At 36.1% G+C, this 21,486-nt stretch carries 22 protein-coding genes and 1 pseudogene; 2 read left to right on the plus strand and 21 right to left on the minus strand.

Annotated features, from left to right (window positions below):
- Positions 1–26: 26 nt before the first annotated feature.
- The 10 genes and pseudogenes from E0W68_RS00680 to recR form a co-directional block, all read right to left on the minus strand.
- Positions 27–893: a cytidylyltransferase domain-containing protein gene (locus E0W68_RS00680; protein WP_135217486.1), complete on the minus strand. Its 867-nt coding sequence runs from the start codon at positions 891–893 to the stop codon at positions 27–29.
- Entirely contained in the window at positions 871–1,662 is a 792-nt protein-coding gene (locus tag E0W68_RS00685; RefSeq protein WP_205435308.1) for an SDR family oxidoreductase, read from the minus strand. The genes E0W68_RS00680 and E0W68_RS00685 overlap by 23 nt, the downstream gene beginning before the upstream one ends.
- A complete protein-coding gene (locus E0W68_RS00690) occupies positions 1,659–2,510 on the minus strand; it encodes an aldo/keto reductase (RefSeq protein WP_135217487.1) in 852 nt (283 codons plus the stop codon). Before E0W68_RS00690 ends, E0W68_RS00685 begins: the two co-directional genes overlap by 4 nt.
- On the minus strand, positions 2,500–3,696 hold the full coding sequence (gene pseC, locus E0W68_RS00695; protein ID WP_135217488.1) for a UDP-4-amino-4,6-dideoxy-N-acetyl-beta-L-altrosamine transaminase: 1,197 nt from the start codon (positions 3,694–3,696) through the stop codon (positions 2,500–2,502). The genes E0W68_RS00690 and pseC overlap by 11 nt, the downstream gene beginning before the upstream one ends.
- A complete protein-coding gene (gene pseB, locus E0W68_RS00700) occupies positions 3,696–4,706 on the minus strand; it encodes a UDP-N-acetylglucosamine 4,6-dehydratase (inverting) (RefSeq protein WP_135217489.1) in 1,011 nt (336 codons plus the stop codon). The genes pseC and pseB overlap by 1 nt, the downstream gene beginning before the upstream one ends.
- A gap of 173 nt (positions 4,707–4,879) precedes the next feature.
- Positions 4,880–5,890, minus strand: coding sequence for an NAD-dependent epimerase (locus E0W68_RS00705; RefSeq protein WP_135217490.1), 1,011 nt, complete (start codon positions 5,888–5,890; stop codon positions 4,880–4,882).
- 97 nt (positions 5,891–5,987) lie between these two features.
- Complete coding sequence (locus E0W68_RS00710; RefSeq protein ID WP_135217491.1) at positions 5,988–7,379, minus strand: UDP-glucose 6-dehydrogenase; 1,392 nt, start codon at positions 7,377–7,379, stop codon at positions 5,988–5,990.
- A gap of 31 nt (positions 7,380–7,410) precedes the next feature.
- Positions 7,411–8,682 carry a nucleotide sugar dehydrogenase gene (locus tag E0W68_RS00715; RefSeq protein WP_135217492.1) on the minus strand — a complete coding sequence of 424 codons (1,272 nt, stop codon included), beginning with the start codon at positions 8,680–8,682 and terminating at the stop codon, positions 7,411–7,413.
- A gap of 83 nt (positions 8,683–8,765) precedes the next feature.
- Positions 8,766–8,895, minus strand: a pseudogene (locus E0W68_RS13895) (NAD-dependent epimerase/dehydratase family protein); the annotation flags it as partial.
- Between the two features lie 170 nt (positions 8,896–9,065).
- Positions 9,066–9,686, minus strand: a complete 621-nt coding sequence (gene recR, locus E0W68_RS00725) for a recombination mediator RecR (protein ID WP_135217493.1) — start codon at positions 9,684–9,686, stop codon at positions 9,066–9,068.
- Between the two features lie 112 nt (positions 9,687–9,798).
- On the opposite strand from recR, the gene E0W68_RS00730 reads away from it, so the two are divergent.
- A complete protein-coding gene (locus E0W68_RS00730) occupies positions 9,799–11,313 on the plus strand; it encodes a sodium:solute symporter (RefSeq protein ID WP_135217494.1) in 1,515 nt (504 codons plus the stop codon).
- Here the strand turns inward: E0W68_RS00730 and E0W68_RS00735 are convergent.
- The 3 genes from E0W68_RS00735 to E0W68_RS00745 form a co-directional block, all read right to left on the minus strand.
- The gene (locus tag E0W68_RS00735) at positions 11,297–11,665 is read right to left on the minus strand and encodes a CoA-binding protein (protein WP_135217495.1); all 369 of its coding nucleotides are present in this window, start codon (positions 11,663–11,665) and stop codon (positions 11,297–11,299) included. The two genes, E0W68_RS00730 and E0W68_RS00735, sit on opposite strands and share 17 nt — an antisense overlap.
- Positions 11,666–11,749: 84 nt before the next feature.
- Entirely contained in the window at positions 11,750–12,841 is a 1,092-nt protein-coding gene (locus tag E0W68_RS00740) for a carboxypeptidase-like regulatory domain-containing protein (RefSeq protein WP_135217496.1), read from the minus strand.
- A gap of 83 nt (positions 12,842–12,924) precedes the next feature.
- Positions 12,925–13,383: a gliding motility lipoprotein GldH family protein gene (locus E0W68_RS00745; protein WP_135217497.1), complete on the minus strand. Its 459-nt coding sequence runs from the start codon at positions 13,381–13,383 to the stop codon at positions 12,925–12,927.
- A gap of 281 nt (positions 13,384–13,664) precedes the next feature.
- Between E0W68_RS00745 and E0W68_RS00750 the strand changes: the two genes are divergently transcribed.
- The gene (locus tag E0W68_RS00750) at positions 13,665–14,297 is read left to right on the plus strand and encodes a MarC family NAAT transporter (protein WP_135217498.1); all 633 of its coding nucleotides are present in this window, start codon (positions 13,665–13,667) and stop codon (positions 14,295–14,297) included.
- Positions 14,298–14,355: 58 nt separating this feature from the next.
- Here the strand turns inward: E0W68_RS00750 and E0W68_RS00755 are convergent, their stop codons facing one another.
- The 8 genes from E0W68_RS00755 to E0W68_RS00790 all read right to left on the minus strand — a co-directional run bounded on the left by E0W68_RS00755 (position 14,356) and on the right by E0W68_RS00790 (position 21,305).
- A complete protein-coding gene (locus tag E0W68_RS00755) occupies positions 14,356–15,600 on the minus strand; it encodes a sulfate adenylyltransferase subunit 1 (protein ID WP_135217499.1) in 1,245 nt (414 codons plus the stop codon).
- A gap of 2 nt (positions 15,601–15,602) precedes the next feature.
- The gene (cysD, locus tag E0W68_RS00760) at positions 15,603–16,508 is read right to left on the minus strand and encodes a sulfate adenylyltransferase subunit CysD (protein ID WP_135217500.1); all 906 of its coding nucleotides are present in this window, start codon (positions 16,506–16,508) and stop codon (positions 15,603–15,605) included.
- Between the two features lie 2 nt (positions 16,509–16,510).
- Entirely contained in the window at positions 16,511–17,230 is a 720-nt protein-coding gene (locus tag E0W68_RS00765) for a phosphoadenylyl-sulfate reductase (RefSeq protein ID WP_135217501.1), read from the minus strand.
- Positions 17,217–17,462 (minus strand): DUF2061 domain-containing protein, encoded by a 246-nt coding sequence (locus E0W68_RS00770; RefSeq protein ID WP_135217502.1) that lies wholly within the window; start codon positions 17,460–17,462, stop codon positions 17,217–17,219. Before E0W68_RS00770 ends, E0W68_RS00765 begins: the two co-directional genes overlap by 14 nt.
- A 74-nt stretch (positions 17,463–17,536) precedes the next feature.
- Positions 17,537–17,950: an RrF2 family transcriptional regulator gene (locus tag E0W68_RS00775; protein ID WP_135217503.1), complete on the minus strand. Its 414-nt coding sequence runs from the start codon at positions 17,948–17,950 to the stop codon at positions 17,537–17,539.
- A 3-nt stretch (positions 17,951–17,953) separates the two neighbouring features.
- A complete protein-coding gene (ctlX, locus tag E0W68_RS00780) occupies positions 17,954–18,889 on the minus strand; it encodes a citrulline utilization hydrolase CtlX (protein ID WP_135217504.1) in 936 nt (311 codons plus the stop codon).
- Between the two features lie 19 nt (positions 18,890–18,908).
- A complete protein-coding gene (locus E0W68_RS00785) occupies positions 18,909–19,823 on the minus strand; it encodes a dimethylarginine dimethylaminohydrolase family protein (protein ID WP_135217505.1) in 915 nt (304 codons plus the stop codon).
- A gap of 198 nt (positions 19,824–20,021) precedes the next feature.
- Positions 20,022–21,305, minus strand: coding sequence for a citrate synthase (locus tag E0W68_RS00790; protein ID WP_135217506.1), 1,284 nt, complete (start codon positions 21,303–21,305; stop codon positions 20,022–20,024).
- Between the last annotated feature and the right edge of the window lie 181 nt (positions 21,306–21,486).

Raw genomic sequence — 21,486 nt, forward strand, 5'->3', positions numbered from 1 at the left:
AAACGAACTACCTTTGTACTATATACTTAATATTTTATATTTCTTGCCTTTATAGTTTCTAGCTCCAATTTTAAATATTTTAAATCGAGTTGTTCTGCAAGTACAATAGCATAATTTAACTCATCATATAGATTATTGAATTGTTTTTTTTGCATGTTACTGTTATTAATTCGTTTAATCCATGAATTTTGAGCTAAAAACTTGAAAACAGTTTCCGGGTTATAATCTTCAAGATTATCTAAATAGGTCATTATAATATTAAGCGCAGCATAATCGCTGGGATAATCAACCGTAAGCCTTACATCAGGAAATTCGGTATCGGGAAAATGATTTTGCTCCGCAATCTTAAACATCTCACTATTACGCTTAATATATAGTGTAACATGCTCCCTGTCATCAATATTATTGCTGTTTTGGAGTATTTTTTCCAAGGCTGCCGCCGAAACAATTTCAAAACTTGTCCCGTATGGCATATTGATATTTCGGGTATAATCATACTCTCCGTTAATATGATATTGTATATTTTTTTCTATAATCTCTTTAAAAATTATAGGGTTATCACCTGTAATGCGCACTACTGTATGCAAATCATGTGCTTTTGCAGCTTCAGAAAAACGTAGCAATACATCATCTTTACTGCCTCTAAATAAAGGTACTCCTAATTTTTCGGCCTCATCGGCAATAGGGTCATCGCTACTTTCAATGCTTGTGGCGATAATTATTTTTAAATCTTTTATTTGTTGAAGTCTCTCCACTATGTTTGCCAAAACCGATTTGCCCGACATATAGGGAAGCTCCAATAAAGCCTTGCCCGGTAGTCGGGAAGAATCATATCGCACTTGTATTATAGCTCCTATACCCATAGTTATATTACCAAATTGTCCATCCGCCATCAACAATAATATTTTGTCCTGTAATAAAATCAGAACCTCGAGAAGACAGCAGGACGGTAACACCCATTAAATCTTCGGGTTTCCCAATTTTATGAAGCGGATTTTTACTTTTTAAACGCTCAACGAAAATTTCATTCTCTTGTTGTATGCCTTCTTTTGGAAAAGGACCCGGCGTTACTGCATTAACTTGTATATTATGCTTACCTAAATAAGCTGCAAAATATTTAGTAAGCTGTATTATGCCTGCCTTAGCTGCGCCATAATGCGGTGGGTTAATGTAAGGCTCGCAGTTATCTCCTTCATATAATCTAAAATCAGGGCTAACTACTCCGTACATAGACGAAACATTGATAATTTTACCACTGTTTTGTTTTTTCATATAGGGTATCACGGCTTTTATACATTTGTGTATCGAGCCTAATACGCCATCCATTGTATATGCCCAATCATCATCAGCCATATCTTCCTGCCCTTTACCTTTGGCTGAATGTGCATTGTTAACTAAAACATCTATTTTACCAAAATCTGCATTAACATTTTTAAAAAATGTATTTATAGATTCAGCATTCATTATATCAATATCTCTGAAAAAAAGCGAGGTTTTATCTTCAATATGCTTAAATTTTTCATCAAACTTATCTTTATTCCTTCCTGCTACAATTACTTTGGCATTTTGGTTTAAAAGTCCCTCAACCATTGCAGAGCCCAGATGTCCGTAACCTCCTGTAACTATTGCTATTTTGTCCGTTAAGTCAAACATATTCATCATACTTTCTTTTTTGGCCAGTTAGATGGTATCAATATTTCTTGTGTAATGTTGTAGTTTAAATTTGGCAGTGTTTCGGCTACATTTAAACTTTCTAAATTATCCTTTAATTGCTGTAGTGTATTTACACCTATAATTACTTTATCAATAAAATCTTTTTCCAGACAATATTTTAATAACATTCCGGCTAAAACACCTTTATCTTTATACTCTTTAAGCTGATTGAGGAGTGGAATAATATCATTAAAATAAGGATCAAGATTATTTATATCGCTAAAAAAGAGACCTTGCAGGAAAGCTGAACGTACATGTACTTCGCATCCTCTGCTTTTCAACTCCTGCATTATTTTAACAAACCTGTTGTCAAGATAATTAAAAGGAACTTGTACTAAATCAGGCCATAAACCCGCTTTCATTACAGTTTCAGCCTCTTCGGTTGTATTAAATGAAAATCCTATTTTTTCAATAAGCCCTTCACTCTTCATTTGTTTAAGATTATCCCATATACTTGGGTTATCTGTAACATTTAATGGTCGATGCGCTAAAAAACCATATATTCTATCAACATTCAGTCTCTGTAAAGACCGTTCAAACTCATCTTTAATATTCAAACTTGATTCTGATAATGAAAATTTGGTAACTATGCGGAAATTATTTTTTATGTTCCTGCCCAAAACCTCTTCGCTTATACCATATGCAGAGGCGGTATCAATAGTATTAACACCGGCAGACCAAGCATAGGATAGTATATTTCTTATCTCTTCTTCAGGAGTTATACCCTCATTATTGCTAATTCCGTAATTAATCCCAAACTGAACGGTACCTAAACCAAGCTTAGAACTATAGTCCATAAAATGCTTTTACTTTATTTATTACGTATTCCTGCTCTTCATCTGTAAGTGTAGGATACATAGGTAAACTAAGACAGTTTTTATAATATTCTTCTGCTTTTGGCATATCATTTTCTTTCCACCCTTGACTTTGATAGTATGGCATAAGATGGCACGGAATATAATGTACTTGCGCAAAAATTTTGTTTTCTCTCAAAAAATTATATAGTCCTATCCTGTTTTCAGTTTCTATTATATACAAATGATAAGCGTGCCCCTCAATAGATTCTGATTGTCCTTTTATAAAAGGCATATCTCTAAATGCGTCATAATAACGTGCGGCAATTTTTCGTCTTCTTTCCACGCCTTCATCAGCTCTTTTCATTTGGCTTAATCCTAATGCTGCCTGAATATCTGTTAAGCGGTAATTATATCCCAGCACCTGCATCTCCATGTACCATGCAGGATAATTTTCCTGGTTTTCGGCACCCGCAGCAAAATTTGCCGAGTTTTTAAATGCATCTGTATCTCTGGTTATACCATGAGTTCTTAATACCATTAATTTTTTATATAACTCCTCATCATTAGTTGTTATCATCCCTCCTTCACCGGATGCTATGTGCTTAACAGGATGGAAAGAAAAGATAGCAAGATTGGCATAATTACCATTTCCGCAAAGCTGCTCTTTGTTAGCCGAGTCTATAAAATAACCTCCGGGTGCATGGCAGGCATCTTCAATAATCCACATACCATATTCATCTGCCAAAGCTCTGAATTTTTCAAGATTTACTGCTCTTCCTGCAAAATCTACGGGAATAATTCCTTTATATGTTCCTTTGGGAGAAGATTCAACTAACTGTTTTACCTTTTCAAAATCCAAAAGGTATGTATCAGGATCTATATCAGAGAAAACTACTTCGCCTCCGCAATAACGTATGCAGTTTGCAGATGCTGCAAAGGTTATTGGGGTAGTTATTACTTTATCTCCTTCCTGCACGTTAAGAGCCATAGCACACAGGTGCAATGCAGCAGTACCATTGGCAAGTGCCACAGCATATTTTGCGCCTACATAATCTGCAAAAGCATCTTCAAACTCTTTAATTTTAGGCCCTTGAGTCAAATAATCTGACTTTAATGTTTCTATTACCGTTGCAATATCTTCATCGGTAATGTTTTGCCTGCCGTATGGTATAGGATTTTGTTGCATTATACTTCAAATGTTGAATCTACGTGTTCCTTAATTAGTTCTCTCAGGCTCTCAACAGTTTCCCATTCATCATTATCTCCTGAGTTGTAAGCAAAGCCTTGTTCAACAAGTTTTGCATTGAAAGTGTTGATAAAATCATCGAGCTTCCATTTATGTGTAGCGGGAAGTATGGTATAATATTTACCAAGATCATAAGTATAAAAAGAATCTGAAGGTGTAATCATTTCTTCATGTACTTTTTCACCCGGTCTTATACCCACAACAACTTGTTCACATGAAGGTCCTATTGCTGTCGCAACATCAGTTATCCTGTAAGATGGTATTTTTGGTACAAAAATTTCACCTCCCCATGCATGTTCAAGGGCGTGCATAACCATATCTACACCTCCCTGTAAGGAAATATTAAATCTTGTCATGTTAAGATCGGTTATTGGCAATATTCCTTCTTTTTTCTTTTTTATAAAGAATGGTATTACAGATCCGTTAGACCCCATAACATTACCATATCGTACTACCGAGAAACGAATAGGGTTATTTCCCCTTATGTTGTTTGCAGCCACAAATAATTTATCTGATGTAAGCTTTGTAGCTCCATATAGATTGATAGGCGCGCATGCTTTATCAGTAGATAAAGCTACAACTCTTTCTACTCTTGTTTCTAAACAAGCATCTACAACATTTTGTGCGCCATTAATGTTTGTTTTAATACATTCGTCAGGATTATATTCAGCAATAGGCACATGCTTCATAGCGGCAGCGTGTATTACATAATCAATACCTTGCATTGCTCTTGTCAATCTGTCTTTATCTCTTACGTCTCCGATAAAGAATCGTAATTGGGGATATTGATTGGCAGGATACTCCATCGCCATCTGAAACTGTTTCTGCTCATCGCGTGAGAAAATAACAAGGCGTTTTACATCGGGATACTTGGAAAGTATGTGCTGGGTAAGAGCTTTACCCAAAGAACCGGTACCTCCTGTAATTAAAATTGATTTATTAGTCAGCATAATCTACATTAATTAATTTATAAATACTCTTTGCTTTTTATTGTAACTATAAAGCTTAAAACTATCAAATTATAAACAAAATAGCTGTTTACATTTTAATTCTATTTTTTATTCACCTATATAAAACCCTATATATACTATTACTATATAAGTCATTTCTATAATTATGACTTTTATATATTATAGTATGCTCTATACCAATTTACAAATTCCTTAACCCCTACATCTATACCTGTAGAAGGCTTATAATTAAAGGTTTTTTCAAGACCACTGGTATCTGCCCATGTTTTTTCAACATCACCCGGCTGCATTGGCAAATAGTTTTTGGCTGCTGTTTTACCTGTAACTTTCTCTATTTCAGAAATAAAATCCATTAACTTAACAGGCTGGCTGTTGCCTATGTTGTATAACTCGTATAACGGTGCATTTGGGTCGTTTTCCTGAAGCAACGTTGCAATAACTCCTTCAACAATATCATCAATATAGGTAAAATCGCGCGATAAATTGCCTTTATTAAATACATTTATCGGTTTATCGTTAAAAACAGCATCTGTAAACAGGAACATAGCCATATCAGGCCTGCCCCACGGACCATATACCGTAAAGAAACGAAGCCCTATGGTTTTTATACCGAACAGATGGCTGTAGGTATGTGCCATAAGCTCATTACTTTTCTTGGTAGCTGCATAAAGACTCACCGGATTATCTACATTATCATCGGTAGAGAAAGGAATCTTATCATTTAAACCGTAAACACTGGAGCTACTTGCATATACGATTTTTTTTACATTATAATTACGACAGGCTTCAAGAATATTTATAAAGCCTACTATGTTACTTTCAATATAGGCATGTGGATTTTCGATACTGTAACGCACTCCTGCCTGGGCTGCTAAGTTACATATACTATCAAATTGCTCTTTCTCAAAAAGTTTATTTATAGCCTCTCTGTCTTCCAGATTTAGCTTTATAAATTTAAATTTATCATTATGAATACTACCCGAAAGCAATACATTATATTCTACTTGTTCTATACCCAGTTGTTTTAGCCTTGCAAGTTTCAGGTTAACATCATAGTAGTCATTAATATTATCTAACCCAACTACAGTATGACCTAGTGATAATAGTTTTTCAGAAAGATGATACCCTATAAAACCCGCTGCACCGGTTACTAATATTTTCATAATTATAATAATTAAACTATGTATGTTGTTCTTATTCTAAACTTCATATTTGTTTTTTTGATAAAAAATAAATATTTTTTATCAAATGTATCTTTGCCTACTTACCTATAGAACTAAAAACAAAACCTTTGCTTCTCATCTCTTCAACATCAAGAACATTCCTGCCGTCAAAAACAAAGGCGGGTTTTTTCATGTTATGATATATTCTATCCCAATCATACTGTTTAAACTCATCCCACTCTGTTAAAATGGCTATGGCATGAGCATCACGGCAGGCTTCATACGGATCTTCAAAAACAGTAACACCTTCTTTATTTTCCTCCGGTTTTCTTGTTGCCAAATAATCAAGATCTCTAAATATGGTATGTTCTTCCACTTTAGGGTCATATACGGCAATATTAGCCTGCTCGAACAATAAATCGTCGGCAACATATATGGCTGCCGATTCACGAGTATCATTAGTGTCTTTTTTGAATGCCCAGCCCAGAAAAGCTATTTTTTTACCTGAAACAGTATTGTAAAGCGTTTTTATAATATTTGCTGCAAAACGCCTTTTCTGGTGGTCGTTCATTATAATTACTTGTTCCCAGTAATCAGCAACTTCATTAAGACCATAAGACTTAGCAATATAAACCAAATTAAGTATATCTTTTTGGAAACAAGAGCCACCAAAACCTACAGATGCCTTTAAAAATTTAGACCCTATACGACTGTCCATGCCTATGGCGCGTGCCACCTCGCTTACATCTGCTCCTGTTTTTTCGCATAACTCAGACATTGCATTTATAGATGATACACGCTGTGCTAAGAATGCATTTGCAGTTAGTTTTGACAATTCGGATGACCATACATTGGTAGTAAGTATTCTCTCCTTAGGTATCCAGTTAGCATATACTTCTACAAGTGCTTCTATCGCTTCTTGACCTTTTGTATCGGTACCTCCACCTATCAAAACTCGGTCAGGGTTTAATAAATCATCAATAGCAGTACCCTCTGCTAAAAATTCAGGGTTAGACAGTATTTGAAACTCTACTCCATTTCCTGTATTATCTAATATATTTTTAATCGCTTCGGCAGTTCTTACCGGTAAGGTCGATTTTTCTACTACAATTTTATTGTTTTTTGATACAGCGGCAATTTGCCTTGCACAAAGTTCTATATATTTAAGATCGGCAGCCATACCCTTACCCAAACCATAGGTTTTTGTAGGTGTATTTACAGATATAAATATCATTTCCGCTTCGTCTATAGCCTTTTCAACATCGGTAGAAAAGAAAAGATTTCTACCTCTTGCAGATAGTACAATCTTATCAAGTCCTGGCTCATATACAGGTAAATTTTCTGTATTTTCATCATTCCAGTCAGCTATACGCTGTGCATTAAGATCTACAATAGTAACTTTAATATCAGGACATTTATGAGCTATAACAGCCATTGTAGGTCCTCCTACATATCCTGCTCCAATGCAACAAATATTTTTTATCTTCATTTTTTTATATATTTATTTAAACGCTATTGTATTATAACCTGTAATCTGCGACAGTTCCTAAAATACCTTTAACATCATATACTACACTATTTTCTTTTTTTACAACACTAAGATCCATTGCTGCAAACTCTTTATGTGATACACCAAGCACTATTACATCAAACTTATCACTTGGCATTGTGTTTACTATTGTTAAACCGTACTCATTTTCAACTTCAGAACTATTTGCCCAAGGATCAAATATAGTAACAGTAATACCATAATCTTTAAGAGCTTTAATGACATCTGCAATTTTGGTATTACGAACGTCAGGGCAGTTTTCTTTAAATGTTATACCTAACATTAAAAGGCTCGAGCCGTTTACTATAACTCCTTTTTTAATCATTTGCTTTACAACCTGAGAGGCAACATATTCACTCATACTGTCATTCAATCTTCTGCCTGCAAGAATTATTTCCGGATGATAGCCTATTTCCTGAGCTTTATGCGCAAGGTAGTACGGATCTACACCTATACAGTGACCTCCTACTAATCCCGGTTTAAAAGGAAGAAAATTCCACTTAGTACCCGCGGCTTCAAGAACAGCATGAGTATCGATACCCATACAATTGAATATTTTAGCTAACTCGTTTACAAAAGCAATATTAATATCCCGCTGTGAGTTTTCAATTACTTTAGCTGCTTCAGCAACTTTAATAGTAGGAGCTAGGTGTGTACCTGCTGCAATTACCGATTTATACAAATCATTTACCTTCTCTCCTATTTCGGTAGTAGACCCTGAAGTAACTTTAAGTATTTTTTCTACAGTATGCTCTTTATCACCTGGATTTACCCTTTCAGGAGAGTACCCTGCAAAGAAATCTTCATTAAATTTAAGACCGCTGACTTGCTCCAGTACAGGAATACACTCTTCTTCGGTAGCTCCTGGATATACTGTAGATTCATAAATAACAATATCTCCTTTTTTAAGGACTTTACCTACTGTCTCGCTCGACTTATACAAATGAGTAAGATCAGGTTTGTTATTTTTATCTACAGGAGTAGGAACAGTAACTATGTAATAGCTGCAATCTTTTATGTCATCCAAATTTGTAGTGCAATACAAGCCTATTTCTTGAGAAGGAGTATCAACTAATACTGATTTTAAAAGATCGTTCTCCACTTCAAGTGTGCTATCTACACCAGAGTTTAATTCGTCAACCCTGTGTTGATTAATATCAAATCCTACTACAGGATATTTTGTTGCAAACAACCTTGCTAATGGCAACCCTACATATCCTAATCCTATTACAGCTACACTCATTAATCAACTACAATTCAATCAATTAAAAATTAATTACTTTATTCTTTCCCTAACATCATCCCACAACCTGTTCAACACTTTATAATTTTTTTCCTGTACCCGGTAGCAAAATTATCTAAGCAAACTACCTTATAATTTTTACTTAAAAAAATAATCACATAAGTTAGAACCTATAAATCCTGCTCCTCCGGTTATAAGGATTTTTTTATCCATCATTAGTGTTAAAATTTACATTTACCACAAATTTAAGCCACAAATATATGTACTTATATTTTAACATAATATTATTTATATGAATAATATCAGTCATTTTAAACTATTACAAATAACATTTATTTCACAAGTATTTAACAAGAAAAAATATATTAATTTTTTAAGTCTTTCTAATTATTCCTGAACGAATTTTCATAAGGTACTCTTTGTATAATACTCCTGCCCAAAGTTACCTCATCGGCAAATTCAAGTTCATCGCCTACGGCAATACCTCTTGCTATAGCAGAGGTTATAACATTATAATCCTTTATCTGTTTGTAAATATAAAAATTGGTAGTATCGCCCTCCATGGTAGAGCTTAATGCAAAAATAAGTTCTTTAACACCACCCTCTTTAACTTTATTTACTAATGAATTGATAGTAAGCTGGCTTGGTCCTACTCCGTCTATAGGGGATATTTTACCGCCCAGCACATGATATTGCCCTTTAAAAAGTCCTGTATTCTCTATAGCCATTACATCCCTTACATCCTCAACCACGCAAATAATGGACTTGTCGCGTAGCGGGTTAGCACACAACTCGCAAACATCATTATCGGATATGTTGTGGCATTGATTGCAAAACTTAATTTCCTCCCTCATTTTTTTCAGGGCTTCAGCCAAGTGCTGCGATTGTTCAGGGGGCTGTTTCAGCAGGTGCAAAGCAAGCCTTAGCGCGGTGCGCTTGCCTATACCGGGTAGTTGTGATATTTCGGCTACCGCTTTTTCCAGTAATTTTGAAGACATTTCCATAATACGGCAAAGGTAGTAAAGTGCGGGCAGTAACCCATTTTAAGCATCCAAAATAATACAAGTATAGTTTTTTGCAAAAATTTTTAGTTGCTTTGTGTTCAAACTATCCTCTATGACACCGGAAACTATACTTGCTATTATTATTGCTTATTTTGGATTACTGATTATAATATCAAGACTGGTTAGCGGTAAGGATGGCGGAAACGATGCTTTTTTTAAAGCTAATAAAAACTCGAAATGGTATTTGGTAGCTTTTGGTATGATTGGTACTGCGCTATCAGGCGTTACCTTTATATCTGTACCCGGCGAGGTAGGTTCGCCCAACGGCGAGCAGTTTAAATACTTCCAGTTTGTACTGGGCAATGCCATAGGCTTTATTATTATTGCCAAAGTACTCTTACCCTTATATTACAGGCTTAACCTCACCTCTATATATACGTATATTGAGGAAAGGCTTGGTTTTTACAGTTACAAAACCGCCGCCATGATATTCCTGATAAGCCGTACCATAGGCTCAGCATTCAGGTTATATCTGGTAGTTATAGTACTGCAACGCTATGTTTTTGATGCTTTTAAAGTTCCTTTTTGGGCAACGGTGCTTATATCGTTACTGCTCATTTTTGCATATACTTATAAAGGCGGACTAAAAACCATTATTATTACGGATACTTTACAAACGTTCTTTTTAGTGTCATCAGTACTGTTTACCATCTATTTTATTTGCGAAAGCCTTAATCTCAATTTTGCGGAAGCTTTTGAAACGGTGAAAGAAAGTAACTATTCTAAAATATTTTTCTTTGATGATTTTATAGGAAGCCGTTATCACTTTATTAAACAAATACTAGGCGGTATTTTTGTAACCATTGCTATGGTGGGGCTTGACCAGGACTTGATGCAGAAAAACCTGAGCTGTAAAAACATTGGCGAAGCTCAAAAAAATATGTTCTCCTTTACAGGGATATTTGTAATCATCAACCTGTTCTTTTTAGGGGTAGGCGCACTCCTTTATATATATGCCGATAAATATGGTATTGCTGTACCTACTGATAGTTTGGGCAACCCAAGAACCGATTTGTTATTTCCTGAAATAGCTTTTAATCATTTAACTATTGTTCCCGCTGTAATATTCCTATTGGGGCTAACTGCTGCTACCTTTGCCACCACCGACTCGGCACTAACGGCACTTACCACTTCTTTTTGTGTCGATTTTTTGGGTATGGACAAAGCTGTAAATTCTGCCAAGCCCAATATAGTGCGCACACGACACTGGGTGCATATCTCATTTTCGTTACTTATGTTTTTGGTAATAATAGTATTTAATACCCTAAATGATGCATCGGTAGTAAGTATGATATTCAGAATAGCATCTTATACCTATGGCCCGTTACTGGGGCTATATTCGTTTGGATTATTAATGAAGAGTAAAACCGTTCACGATAAGTTTGTACCCGTTATTTGCATAGCGTCACCTCTGCTCACACTATTACTAAGTATGAACTCAACGGTTATATTTGGTAATTATGTTTTTGATAATGAGCTTATCATTGTAAACGGGCTTATAACTTTTATGCTATTGCTATTTGTGAGCAAAAAGCAACAACCACCTATAGTTAGTACTGATTTGTAGTAAGCATAACGAGTGTACAGCCAACATCTACCGATATATTATGTTGCTCTAATAAGGAATAAAATTCAGGGTTTTCTGTACCGGGGTTAAAAACCACACGTTTGGGTTTCAAACTTATGATGTAGTCGTAATACTCTTTTTGATGAACAGGGTTTACATATAGGGTTACAGTATCTATATCTTGAAAGGGTAATTTTTCTTTCTCAATTTTAACGCCGTCAATAGTACCATCCTGCTTACCAATAGCTACTACAGGATGATTATGTTGCAGCAGCATTTTTACGGCTCGGTTAGCATAACGTTCAGGGTTTACGGATGCGCCTATTACCAGTGTTTTTTTAATTGTACTCATAGTCTTTATTTTTGCATACCAAATTTACTAAAAGCCATTGATACATCTTTTCAATTTAAGGCAATAATAACACTTTGGGAACTTCTATCTATAATCTGCGGGCAGCATATCGCCTGCTTTCAAATCTCCCATATAACCACCAAATTGCAATTCCGATATAGGAAAATACTGTCCGTTGGAATCTATATAAAAAGTACCTGTATTGTATTTAAAATACGATTGGTCTTTATCGTCATAAAGAATGTCAAACCGAAGGTTATCTCTCTTTTTTTGGGATTCTTCCTGAATTTTCTGCATTTGCTCCTCACTTATACCTGACAGCCTGACATTTAAAGGCTTTATATTTTCAGATTTAAATTGCATTTCCACTTTTTTTAAGCCTAAAGTATCTGTTACTTTCAAATAGTTATGGGGGCTGGCGGGAGCTCCGTTTACATACAGTGCAAATTTTTGCTCTTTCCAGTCATTAGAAGCAATAGTTTTCATAAGGTGTTGTGTAGAGCCATAATATGTTTTTCTTCTGTGTTTATCAACAGATGTGTTTTCAGAAACATCCGTAAAAGAAGTTGTTCCCACAAAATACATTCCTTTTTGATATACCTCATCTAATGTTTTTCGCCTGTATTGAATTGTACATTCATCAAGATCAAACATTATATTATACTTTAAATATTGATTTTTTATTTGTAAAGGTTTTAGGGATGAGGCATGTAGTGTAAATGTCTTACTGTCATAATATAACTCTATATCCTCTTCATTAATAATTTCACATGATTTGCCTGCACGGGTTTTGCCCAAAAAGCTCTCCCGAAAAGCTTTAAGCATCTGCTTGCGGGTAAACGGTCCTTTACCATTTATTACTACCTCTTTTAGCTCAAGGGCATTTTGACGCATCAGTATTTTTACCGGTGCGGTGTACTGGTAAGGGTTGGTTACTTTAAAAGTACTGTAACCTATGTAACGCACTATAAGGTCGGTATTAAACTTTTGTTTGGTAATAATTTTAAAATAGCCCAAAGAGTCGGTACTGGCAGAGAGTGTAGTGCCATCTAAATAAACAAAGGCTCCCTGAAGCGGCAGGTTTTCTTCCTCATCATATACATACCCCGAAAGGGTTTGCGAATGCACCCCCGAAGCACAAAACAAAATACAAAGCACAAAGTAAACAAGTTTCATAGCACTAATATAGATAATTAAGTAAATAGCTTAATAAAAAAAAGCAGCCCAAAGGCTGCCTTATTATATAAACTAAAAACTATTTAATCCTCATTTTCAACCATTATGCCAAGTGCCAGCACGTTTGGAATGTACTCTCCTTCAAACTTATTTTCTACCGTTATAATATACTTACCGGCCAACATTTTCATTTCTTCTTTTAAATTCATCTCAAGGTCGCAAATATCTCCTGCACAGTCAGATATTGAATTGCCCGACCCGTCTTTAAGCTGTAAGTTAAGAAACATATTATCCTTTACACCATCAGGGCTTTGTATTGTAAGTTCAAGAGGTACTCTTTCATATTGCGGGTCGAAAGTATGCGAAAAAATAAGTTTAATATCCGCGTTTTCAACATCTTTTTTGATATCAAACTCAAATGTTTTTACTTCGCTTTTTTGCCAACGATTATTATCAAAATCATCAATGGTTTTGGTAAAGAGGGTTGTTTTGTTGCAAGAAAATAATAGCAGCAGGGGTAAAAGGAAAACAAATTTCTTCATAAGACATTATTTTAGGAATTATTTAATTGATATATTTGTTATCATGTGTTGCTTTATTTACACCTCTTGCATTTTAAACCATCTTCCTAACAAATTTAATCAATTTTTTAACATTATGTTTAATTATATCAGATATTTAAACATTAAAATCTTTTTTTATTCTTAATACAAGAAAAACATCGGTTTTTTAACTATTAATGAATGCGGGAACTGCAATTAGGCATTCTGTTAAGTTATTTATAAACCTAAATAAATATCTTTGCAATACTAAATATATATTGATGGAGTTATTCATATACATTTTTGCGGCGCTTTTTTCGGTTATCAACCCGCTTGGGGCTGTACCTATTTTTGTTGGGCTTACACAGCATGACTCTAAAGCCGAGCGTTCGCGAATATCATTATGGGCCGCCATAAATGTTTTTATTATACTTATCATCTCTTTCTTTATCGGGCAATATGTACTGGCATTTTTTGGTATCAGTATTGATGCACTGCGTATAGCGGGCGGTTTTATAATTGTTAATTCGGGATTTTCGCTTCTAACCGGTAAGTTCAGCAAAACACGCGGTATAAATAAGGAGGTAGAGCATGACGCTCAAAACAGGAATGATATAGCCCTCTCCCCGCTTGCCATACCCATGTTGGCAGGGCCGGGTTCTATATCGCTGCTTATAGCATTATATCAGGAATATACCGGTATAACCGACCAGGTTATAGCCTGCCTTGCTATGGCGGCAGTAGCATTTGTTATTTTTTTTACTATGCGCAGTGCCCATTATCTTTCGCGTATATTGGGCGCATCGGGAATTGTGGCAATATCAAGAATTATCGGCTTTATTGTTATTGCTATAGGAATACAATACATAAGCAGTTCTATTGTAAACATACTTCAAACAATAGATTTCAACTAAAAAAAGCTGCTCCCTTTTGAGAGCAGCAACAAAACTAATCATACAACAAAAAAATTCTTTATTCTTCTGTAAAGCCCACTGCTGCAGTGGTATTAGTGAGTGCATCAATCAATATAAAAGCCCCGTTGAGCCTGTTATAATCAAATGCATCCAAAAACAGCGGAGTAGCCACTTTTAACCGGACTTTAGCAATATCATTTAATGCCAGAAATTCGGCATCCTGAAACTCATCGGGCTTTTCAGGTAAAATCAATCCTTTTATAGCCTCCAGCCTGCACTGGCTTGTGCGTGTACCTGACTGTAGTATATATTTACCCGAAAGCACGGCAGGCTTTTCATCCATCCATACCAGCGTGGCGGTAATATTTTTAGATAGTAGCGTTTCTTCTTTTTTATTTACCAGCATCATCCCTCTGCTAATGTCAATATCATCTTTCAGTTGTATTTGTATCGACTCTCCTGCACTTGCCGATGCCGGTGTATTGGTAAATTTTCTTATACCAACCACTTCACTCACTATGCCCGATGGCAAAATCGTTATACTGTCGCCTACTGAAACGGTACCGCTTATTACCTTTCCTGCATAAGCTCTGTAATCGATAAACTCTTTATTTTGTACATGAATTACCTGTTGCACATCAAAACGTAAATTTTTACTGCCCTGCCCTCCGGGTTTGATGGTATGTAATATTTGCGAAAGCGTTTTACCTTTATACCAACTCATAGCTGCCGAGGGTATAACTACATTATCGCCTTTAAGTGAGCTAATAGGCAATATATACACATCTGGCTTATAGCTATACTGCGCGGTCATTTTATTAATATCAGTTGCTATCGCTAAAAATACATCTTCGCTATAATCAACAATATCCATCTTGTTAATGCAAAAAACAACGGTTTTAAGCCGAAGCAGATTGCTTATAAAATAATGCCTGTAGGTTTGCTCCAGTAATCCCTTACGGGCATCGATAAGAATTATGGAAACTTCGGAGTTGGATGCTCCTGTTACCATATTGCGAGTATATTCCACATGCCCCGGACTGTCGGCTATTATAAATTTTCTCTCGGATGAAGAAAAGTAGATGTGGGCAACATCAATGGTAATGCCCTGCTCTCTCTCAGCAATAAGCCCATCGGTTATTACCGAAAAATCGAGATCTTCCAGTCCTTTCTCTTTCGTCTTCCTTGCTATCAGTGCTTCCTGCTCTATAGTAAGTGCATTACTGTCATTAAGAAAACGCCCTATCAGCGTGCTCTTGCCGTCATCTACACTGCCTGCTGTGTTTATTCGTAATAAATCCATAATTAAAAATAGCCTCCTTTCTTTCTTTCTTCCAATGCTGCTTCCGAACGTTTATCATCAATACGCGCTCCCCGCTCTGAAGATTTTGAGGCTTTGTTTTCATGCATAATTTCATTTATTGTTGCTGCCTCTGAAATAAAAGCTGCTGTACAGGTCATGTCTCCCACCGTTCTGAACCGTACTGTCGTTTCAGTAATCTCATCGGTTTCTACAAGGTTTAAATAAGCTGAATAAGCGAGATAAGCCCCGTCACGATATACCAGTTTACGCCTGTGGGCAAAATAGATGGAAGGCAATCCTATCTGTTCTTGTGCTATATAGTTCCAAACATCCTCCTCTGTCCAGTTGCTTATGGGAAATGCACGGACGTTTTCGCCAAAATGTATTTTACCGTTAAGTGTGCTAAACAATTCCGGGCGTTGCTTTTTGGCATCCCACTGCCCAAAATCGTCCCGCACAGAAAAAATACGCTCTTTAGCTCTCGATTTTTCCTCATCACGTCGAGCACCGCCCATGCAGGCATCAAAGCCAAACTCCTCTATCGCATCAAGTAGTGTTACGGTTTGCAGGGCATTCCGGCTGGCATGTTTGCCTGTTTCTTCCTGCACCTTGTTTTGGTCTATGCTGTCCTGCACGTAGCGCACTATGAGTTCAACACCCAGCTCGTTTACCAGCTTATCTCTGTAGGCGATGGTTTCAGGGAAATTATGCCCCGTATCAATATGTAAAAAAGGGAATGGAATTTTAGCAGGATAAAATGCTTTTTGTGCCAACCGTGCTAATGTTATAGAGTCTTTTCCTCCTGAAAAAAGCAATACCGGTTTCCTGAATTGTCCTACTACTTCGCGGATAATATAGATACTTTCATCCTCAAGTGTTTGCAGGTGTGATTGTAAATAATTTGTCATTATTAATAATTTTTGTTTGAATGAATGTGCAGCCCACATTCTTTTTTACCGTTTTCCCACCACCAGCGTCCGGCTCTAAAATCTTCGCCTTCAGCAAGGGCGCGGGTGCATGGCGCACAGCCTATACTTAAATAGCCTCTTTTGTAAAGGCTGTTTATGGGTATTTTGTATAAATCGACCTCAGTTTCTACTTCTTTTAGCGTATAATGCAGTAAAGGGTTAAATTTTATTAACTGATTTGCTTCATCCCATTCTAAAAACTGCATGCTTTCCCTATTGGCAGATTGTTCTGCGCGCAAACCCGTTATCCATAGGTTTACTCCTGCTATAGCCCGTTGCAATGGTTTTACTTTACGTATATGACAACATTTTTTCCTGTTCTCGACACTTTCATAAAAACCATTAATACCATAGTTGTTTACATACTGCTGTACATCCGTTTCTTCAGGATAATAGGTTTTAATAGCAAGCGACGGATATTTATCGAGGGTTTTCTGAAATACATCATAGGTTTCATTAAACTGCCTTCCTGTATCGAGGGTAAAAACCTCAACTTTATTTATATAAGGAATTATGTAATGCGTGAGTAGCTGGTCTTCTATCCCAAAAGAGGTAGAAAAAACTTTTTTACCCTGAATGGTATCTAACACAAAGGTTATGGCTTCTGCCGGAGCCATATCTGCTATAGCCTTGTTATAATAATTTAACTTACTCGCCTCCATGTCTCCTTGTTATTTTTGCCCAAGCGCGTTCGTGAATAAAATAGAGAAGCATTTTAGAAAACACTTCAAAACCGCCTATAGAGAATGCAATAGTTGCATTTCCCGTTAACAGAAATGATATTACAATAGTATCTATTGTACCGACAATGCGCCAAGTAACCGCTTTGAGAGCAGATATTTTAGGGTCGTCCTTTAGCGAAATACTATTTTTGGTCTTTAATAAATCAAGCATACAATGGTTGCTTTTATTTTTTTTCAAATATACTATTAGTCTATCGATTTAATAGACTAATAACGTAAATTTTTTTACACTATTATTAAGTCGTATAATGTTTTTTTTTGCAAAAGATTAAGTGTATTATCGCGAACTTCTGCCATAAAATGGTTTAAAATACACGCTTTTTCATTAGGGCAATCATCGCAAGGTTCGTAAAAATTAAGACTTACACAGGGTAGCATGGCTATGGGTCCGTCAAGAACCCGTATCAGAGTTGCCATACTAATGGTTTTAGGATCTTTCATAAGGTAGTAGCCCCCTCCTTTACCCTTTTTAGATCCAAGTATGCCAAACTTTTTGAGGTCGAGCAATATGGTTTCAAGAAATTTTTTGGGGATATTTTCTTTCTCCGAAATATCAGAAATAAGCACAGGCCCTAATCCACCCTGCTTTGCAATGTAGATTAGAGCCTTTAGCCCATATTTCGTTTTCTTTGAAAGCATAATTTATTCTTTTGACAAAAACACCTCTGCCATCATACAGCGGGCACTACCGCCTCCGCAAGCTTCTATAATATCAAGGCTTGCCGAAAGTATTTCTGTATGGTTCTCTATTTTGGCAATTTGGTCTTGTGTAAGGCTTTGGTGTGCCGAGTTACTCATTAGCAGATAACTTTTATCATTTGCTCCGGTTACCTGAAGCATATTGCCTGCAAAATGGTTGAGCTGTTCTTCCGTAAGCAATATAATTTCCTTACCATCGTCTTTAAGACTGGAAAGTACCATTTTACGCTCTTTTTTATCATCTATACAATCGGCACAGATAACGGCAAAGGTATCTCCCACGCACATCATAACATTGGTATGATATATATGTTTGCGTTCGCCGTTTACTGTTTGGAATGCTTCGAATATAATGGGTGTATATTCAAAATCTTCACAAAATTCTATAAACAACTCTTCGTCAGCACGAGGTGACAGGGCACAATAGGCTTTATGGCTCACTCTGTCCAACACTATACTGCCTGTGCCTTCTAAAAAAATACCATCTTCTTCTGCCGAAGTATAATCTACAATATTATCAATAACAAAACCTTTTTCTTCTATCAGGTCAAGTATATCTTCTCTTCGTTCATGCCTGCGGTTTTCGGCAAACATAGGGTATAAAGCCACATCATTATTTTCATGAAATGATACCCAATTGTTTGGGAATATCGAGTCGGGAGTATCAGGATTAAGCGTATCGTCAACAACAATAACGTTTACTCCTACTGCCCTTAGTTTTTCTACAAAAGCATCAAACTCCTGCTGTGCCTTGGCATTTACAGTATCAGGCAAAAGGTTATCCAGAACTTTTTGATAATAATTATTTACCGCCGTTTGCTCGTTCATCCTGAATGCCACAGGGCGTATCATCAATATGGTATTGGTAGTTTGTTTCATTCTTAATTAAATATAGTAATTATTCTCTTATTAATGGTAATGTTGAGCAGCGTAGTAGCCCTTCCTGTTTTGCTATTTCGGCATAAGTCACTTCTTCTACTGTAAAACCACGTTCTAAAAGCCAGTTTTTTAATCTCGTAAAATTCTTTTCTATCACTACCACATCAGTATCTATCGAAAAGAAATTGGATGTCATGTTGTACATTTCCTCGCGCTCTATATGGAAAAGGTTTTGTTTACCGAATAAGTTTACAAGATACATATAATCTGCCTCTTCACGGAATCCGCTTTTATAAATAACGCCTTTATCTTTACCTACTGGCTGAAAACAGCAGTCTAAGTGCAGGGCATTGTCCCTGGCTTCAATACGTGATTTGACAAGGTCAAATTCCTTTACTGTTTTATGAGGGAACATTTCTTTTATATAGTTTACTCCCTGCATGTTAGTGCGTGCCGTTATATAATCTTTATAATCGCTTCCTTTGTATGTACCTATAAAAATATGGTCGTCCCACAGCATTACATCGCCTCCTTCAATATGCACCTCTTCGGGCGGGCGCAATACCTTGGCCGGATTCATTTTGTCTATCACATACTGTATCGCATCAAGTTCGCGCTCTCTGTCGGGCAATATGTTGGCTTTTATAAAAATATCATCAATAACAAAACCTATATCCCTGCTGAATATCTGGTTGTAATCTTTTATAATTTCCGGACGATATACCTCAACATCATATTTTTTGAAAACATCGTTAAATGCTTCCATCTCCTTTACCATATCAGCCTCTACAGGATAGGTTCCTGCTTTAATGTGTTCTAACGACTTAGGGTCGTACGCTTCATACGCTTCGGGTGTAGGTCCGTTACTCACGGCAGTACCCAATATAACCGTCTTTAATCGAGACGTTTCGTTCTTTACGTTTAGTTGTAACATACGTTTTCAGCTTTTAAGCAAATATAGAAAATGCCCTTAAATAATATACAATTCAAACATTATTAGTTTATAACATAAAAATATATCAATCAGCATAGTGTAAACTGATTTATTTTTACACAATAAACAAAGTAACCTTTCAAAAAAAATCCCGATTGCACAAGCAATCGGGATAAATTAACCTTTTATGTTTAATAACTATCGTTTATCAACAGGTTTAAAATCTCTTAGTGGCTCTCCAACATATATTTGTCTTGGTCTGCCAATAGGCTCTTTATTAACACGCATTTCTTTCCATTGTGCAATCCAGCCCGGAAGGCGACCGATAGCAAAAAGTACTGTAAACATTTCTGTTGGGATACCCATAGCTCTGTAAATGATACCTGAATAGAAATCTACGTTAGGATAAAGACTTCTTGATTTGAAGTATTCATCTTCAAGAGCAGATTCTTCAAGTTTTTTAGCTATTGTAAGTATCGGGTCATCTACGCCCAATGAAGCCAGTACGTCATCGGCTGCTTTCTTAATAATCTTGGCTCTTGGATCAAAGTTTTTATAAACTCTGTGCCCGAAGCCCATAAGGCGGAACGGATCTTCTTTATCTTTTGCTTTTGCAAGATATTTATCTGCATCGCCACCATTTTTCTGTATTTCTTCAAGCATCTCCAATACAGCCTGGTTAGCCCCGCCGTGTAATGGTCCCCAAAGTGCAGAAACTCCTGCTGAGATAGAAGCAAACAAGCCTGCATGTGATGAACCTACTATGCGCACTGTAGATGTAGAACAATTTTGCTCGTGGTCGGCATGAAGGATAAATAATTTATCTAAAGCATCAACAACTACAGGATTTGATTGGTAAGGCTCTGTTGGCAAACCAAACATCAGTTGCATAAAGTTTTCTACATACCCCTGAGTATTGTCATAATAATTAAGCGGGAATCCTTTTGCTTTTCTGTATGTCCATGTAGCAATAACTAAAAATTTAGCCATTGTTTTACATACAGCCTCATACATTTCTTTTTCGTTATTTACATCTACCGATTTAGGGTTAAATGCAGTAAGTGCACTTGTTAACGAAGCAAGCACTCCCATAGGGTGTGCCGTTTTAGGAAAACCATCGATGATGTTTTTCATCTCCTCATTTACAAGCGTATATTTGTGTATTGTGTTTTCAAATTTTGTAAGCTCGGCAGCCGTAGGCAGCTCTCCAAAAATTAACAGGTAAGATACTTCAAGAAAGTTTGACTTCCCTGCAAGGTCTTCAATAGAATATCCTCTGTATCTAAGAATACCTTTTTCGCCATCAAGAAAAGTAATCTCACTTTTACATGAGCCCGAATTTTTATAACCGGGATCTAATGTTATCGCGCCTGTTTCGCCGCGTAATTTATCAATATCAATGGCAACCTCATTTTCAGTCCCCACAACTACCGGGAACTCATATTTTTTGCCATCAATTTCCAATGTAGCTATATTTGACATGTTGGTTATGATGTGTTAATTGTTGAAAATATTAATTCCTGCGAATTTAATAAATTAGAATTTATTAATGAAGAAAACCGGTTGTTTAAATCGTTAAATATCTGATAAAAAACAAAAGTCAATGCGGTAATGCATTGACTTTTGATAATTTTTTAATTTTTCACTCTGTTTCAGGAATATA

It is taken from the genome of Flavobacterium salilacus subsp. salilacus, assembly GCF_004634195.1.
GTDB lineage: Bacteria > Bacteroidota > Bacteroidia > Flavobacteriales > Flavobacteriaceae > Flavobacterium > Flavobacterium salilacus.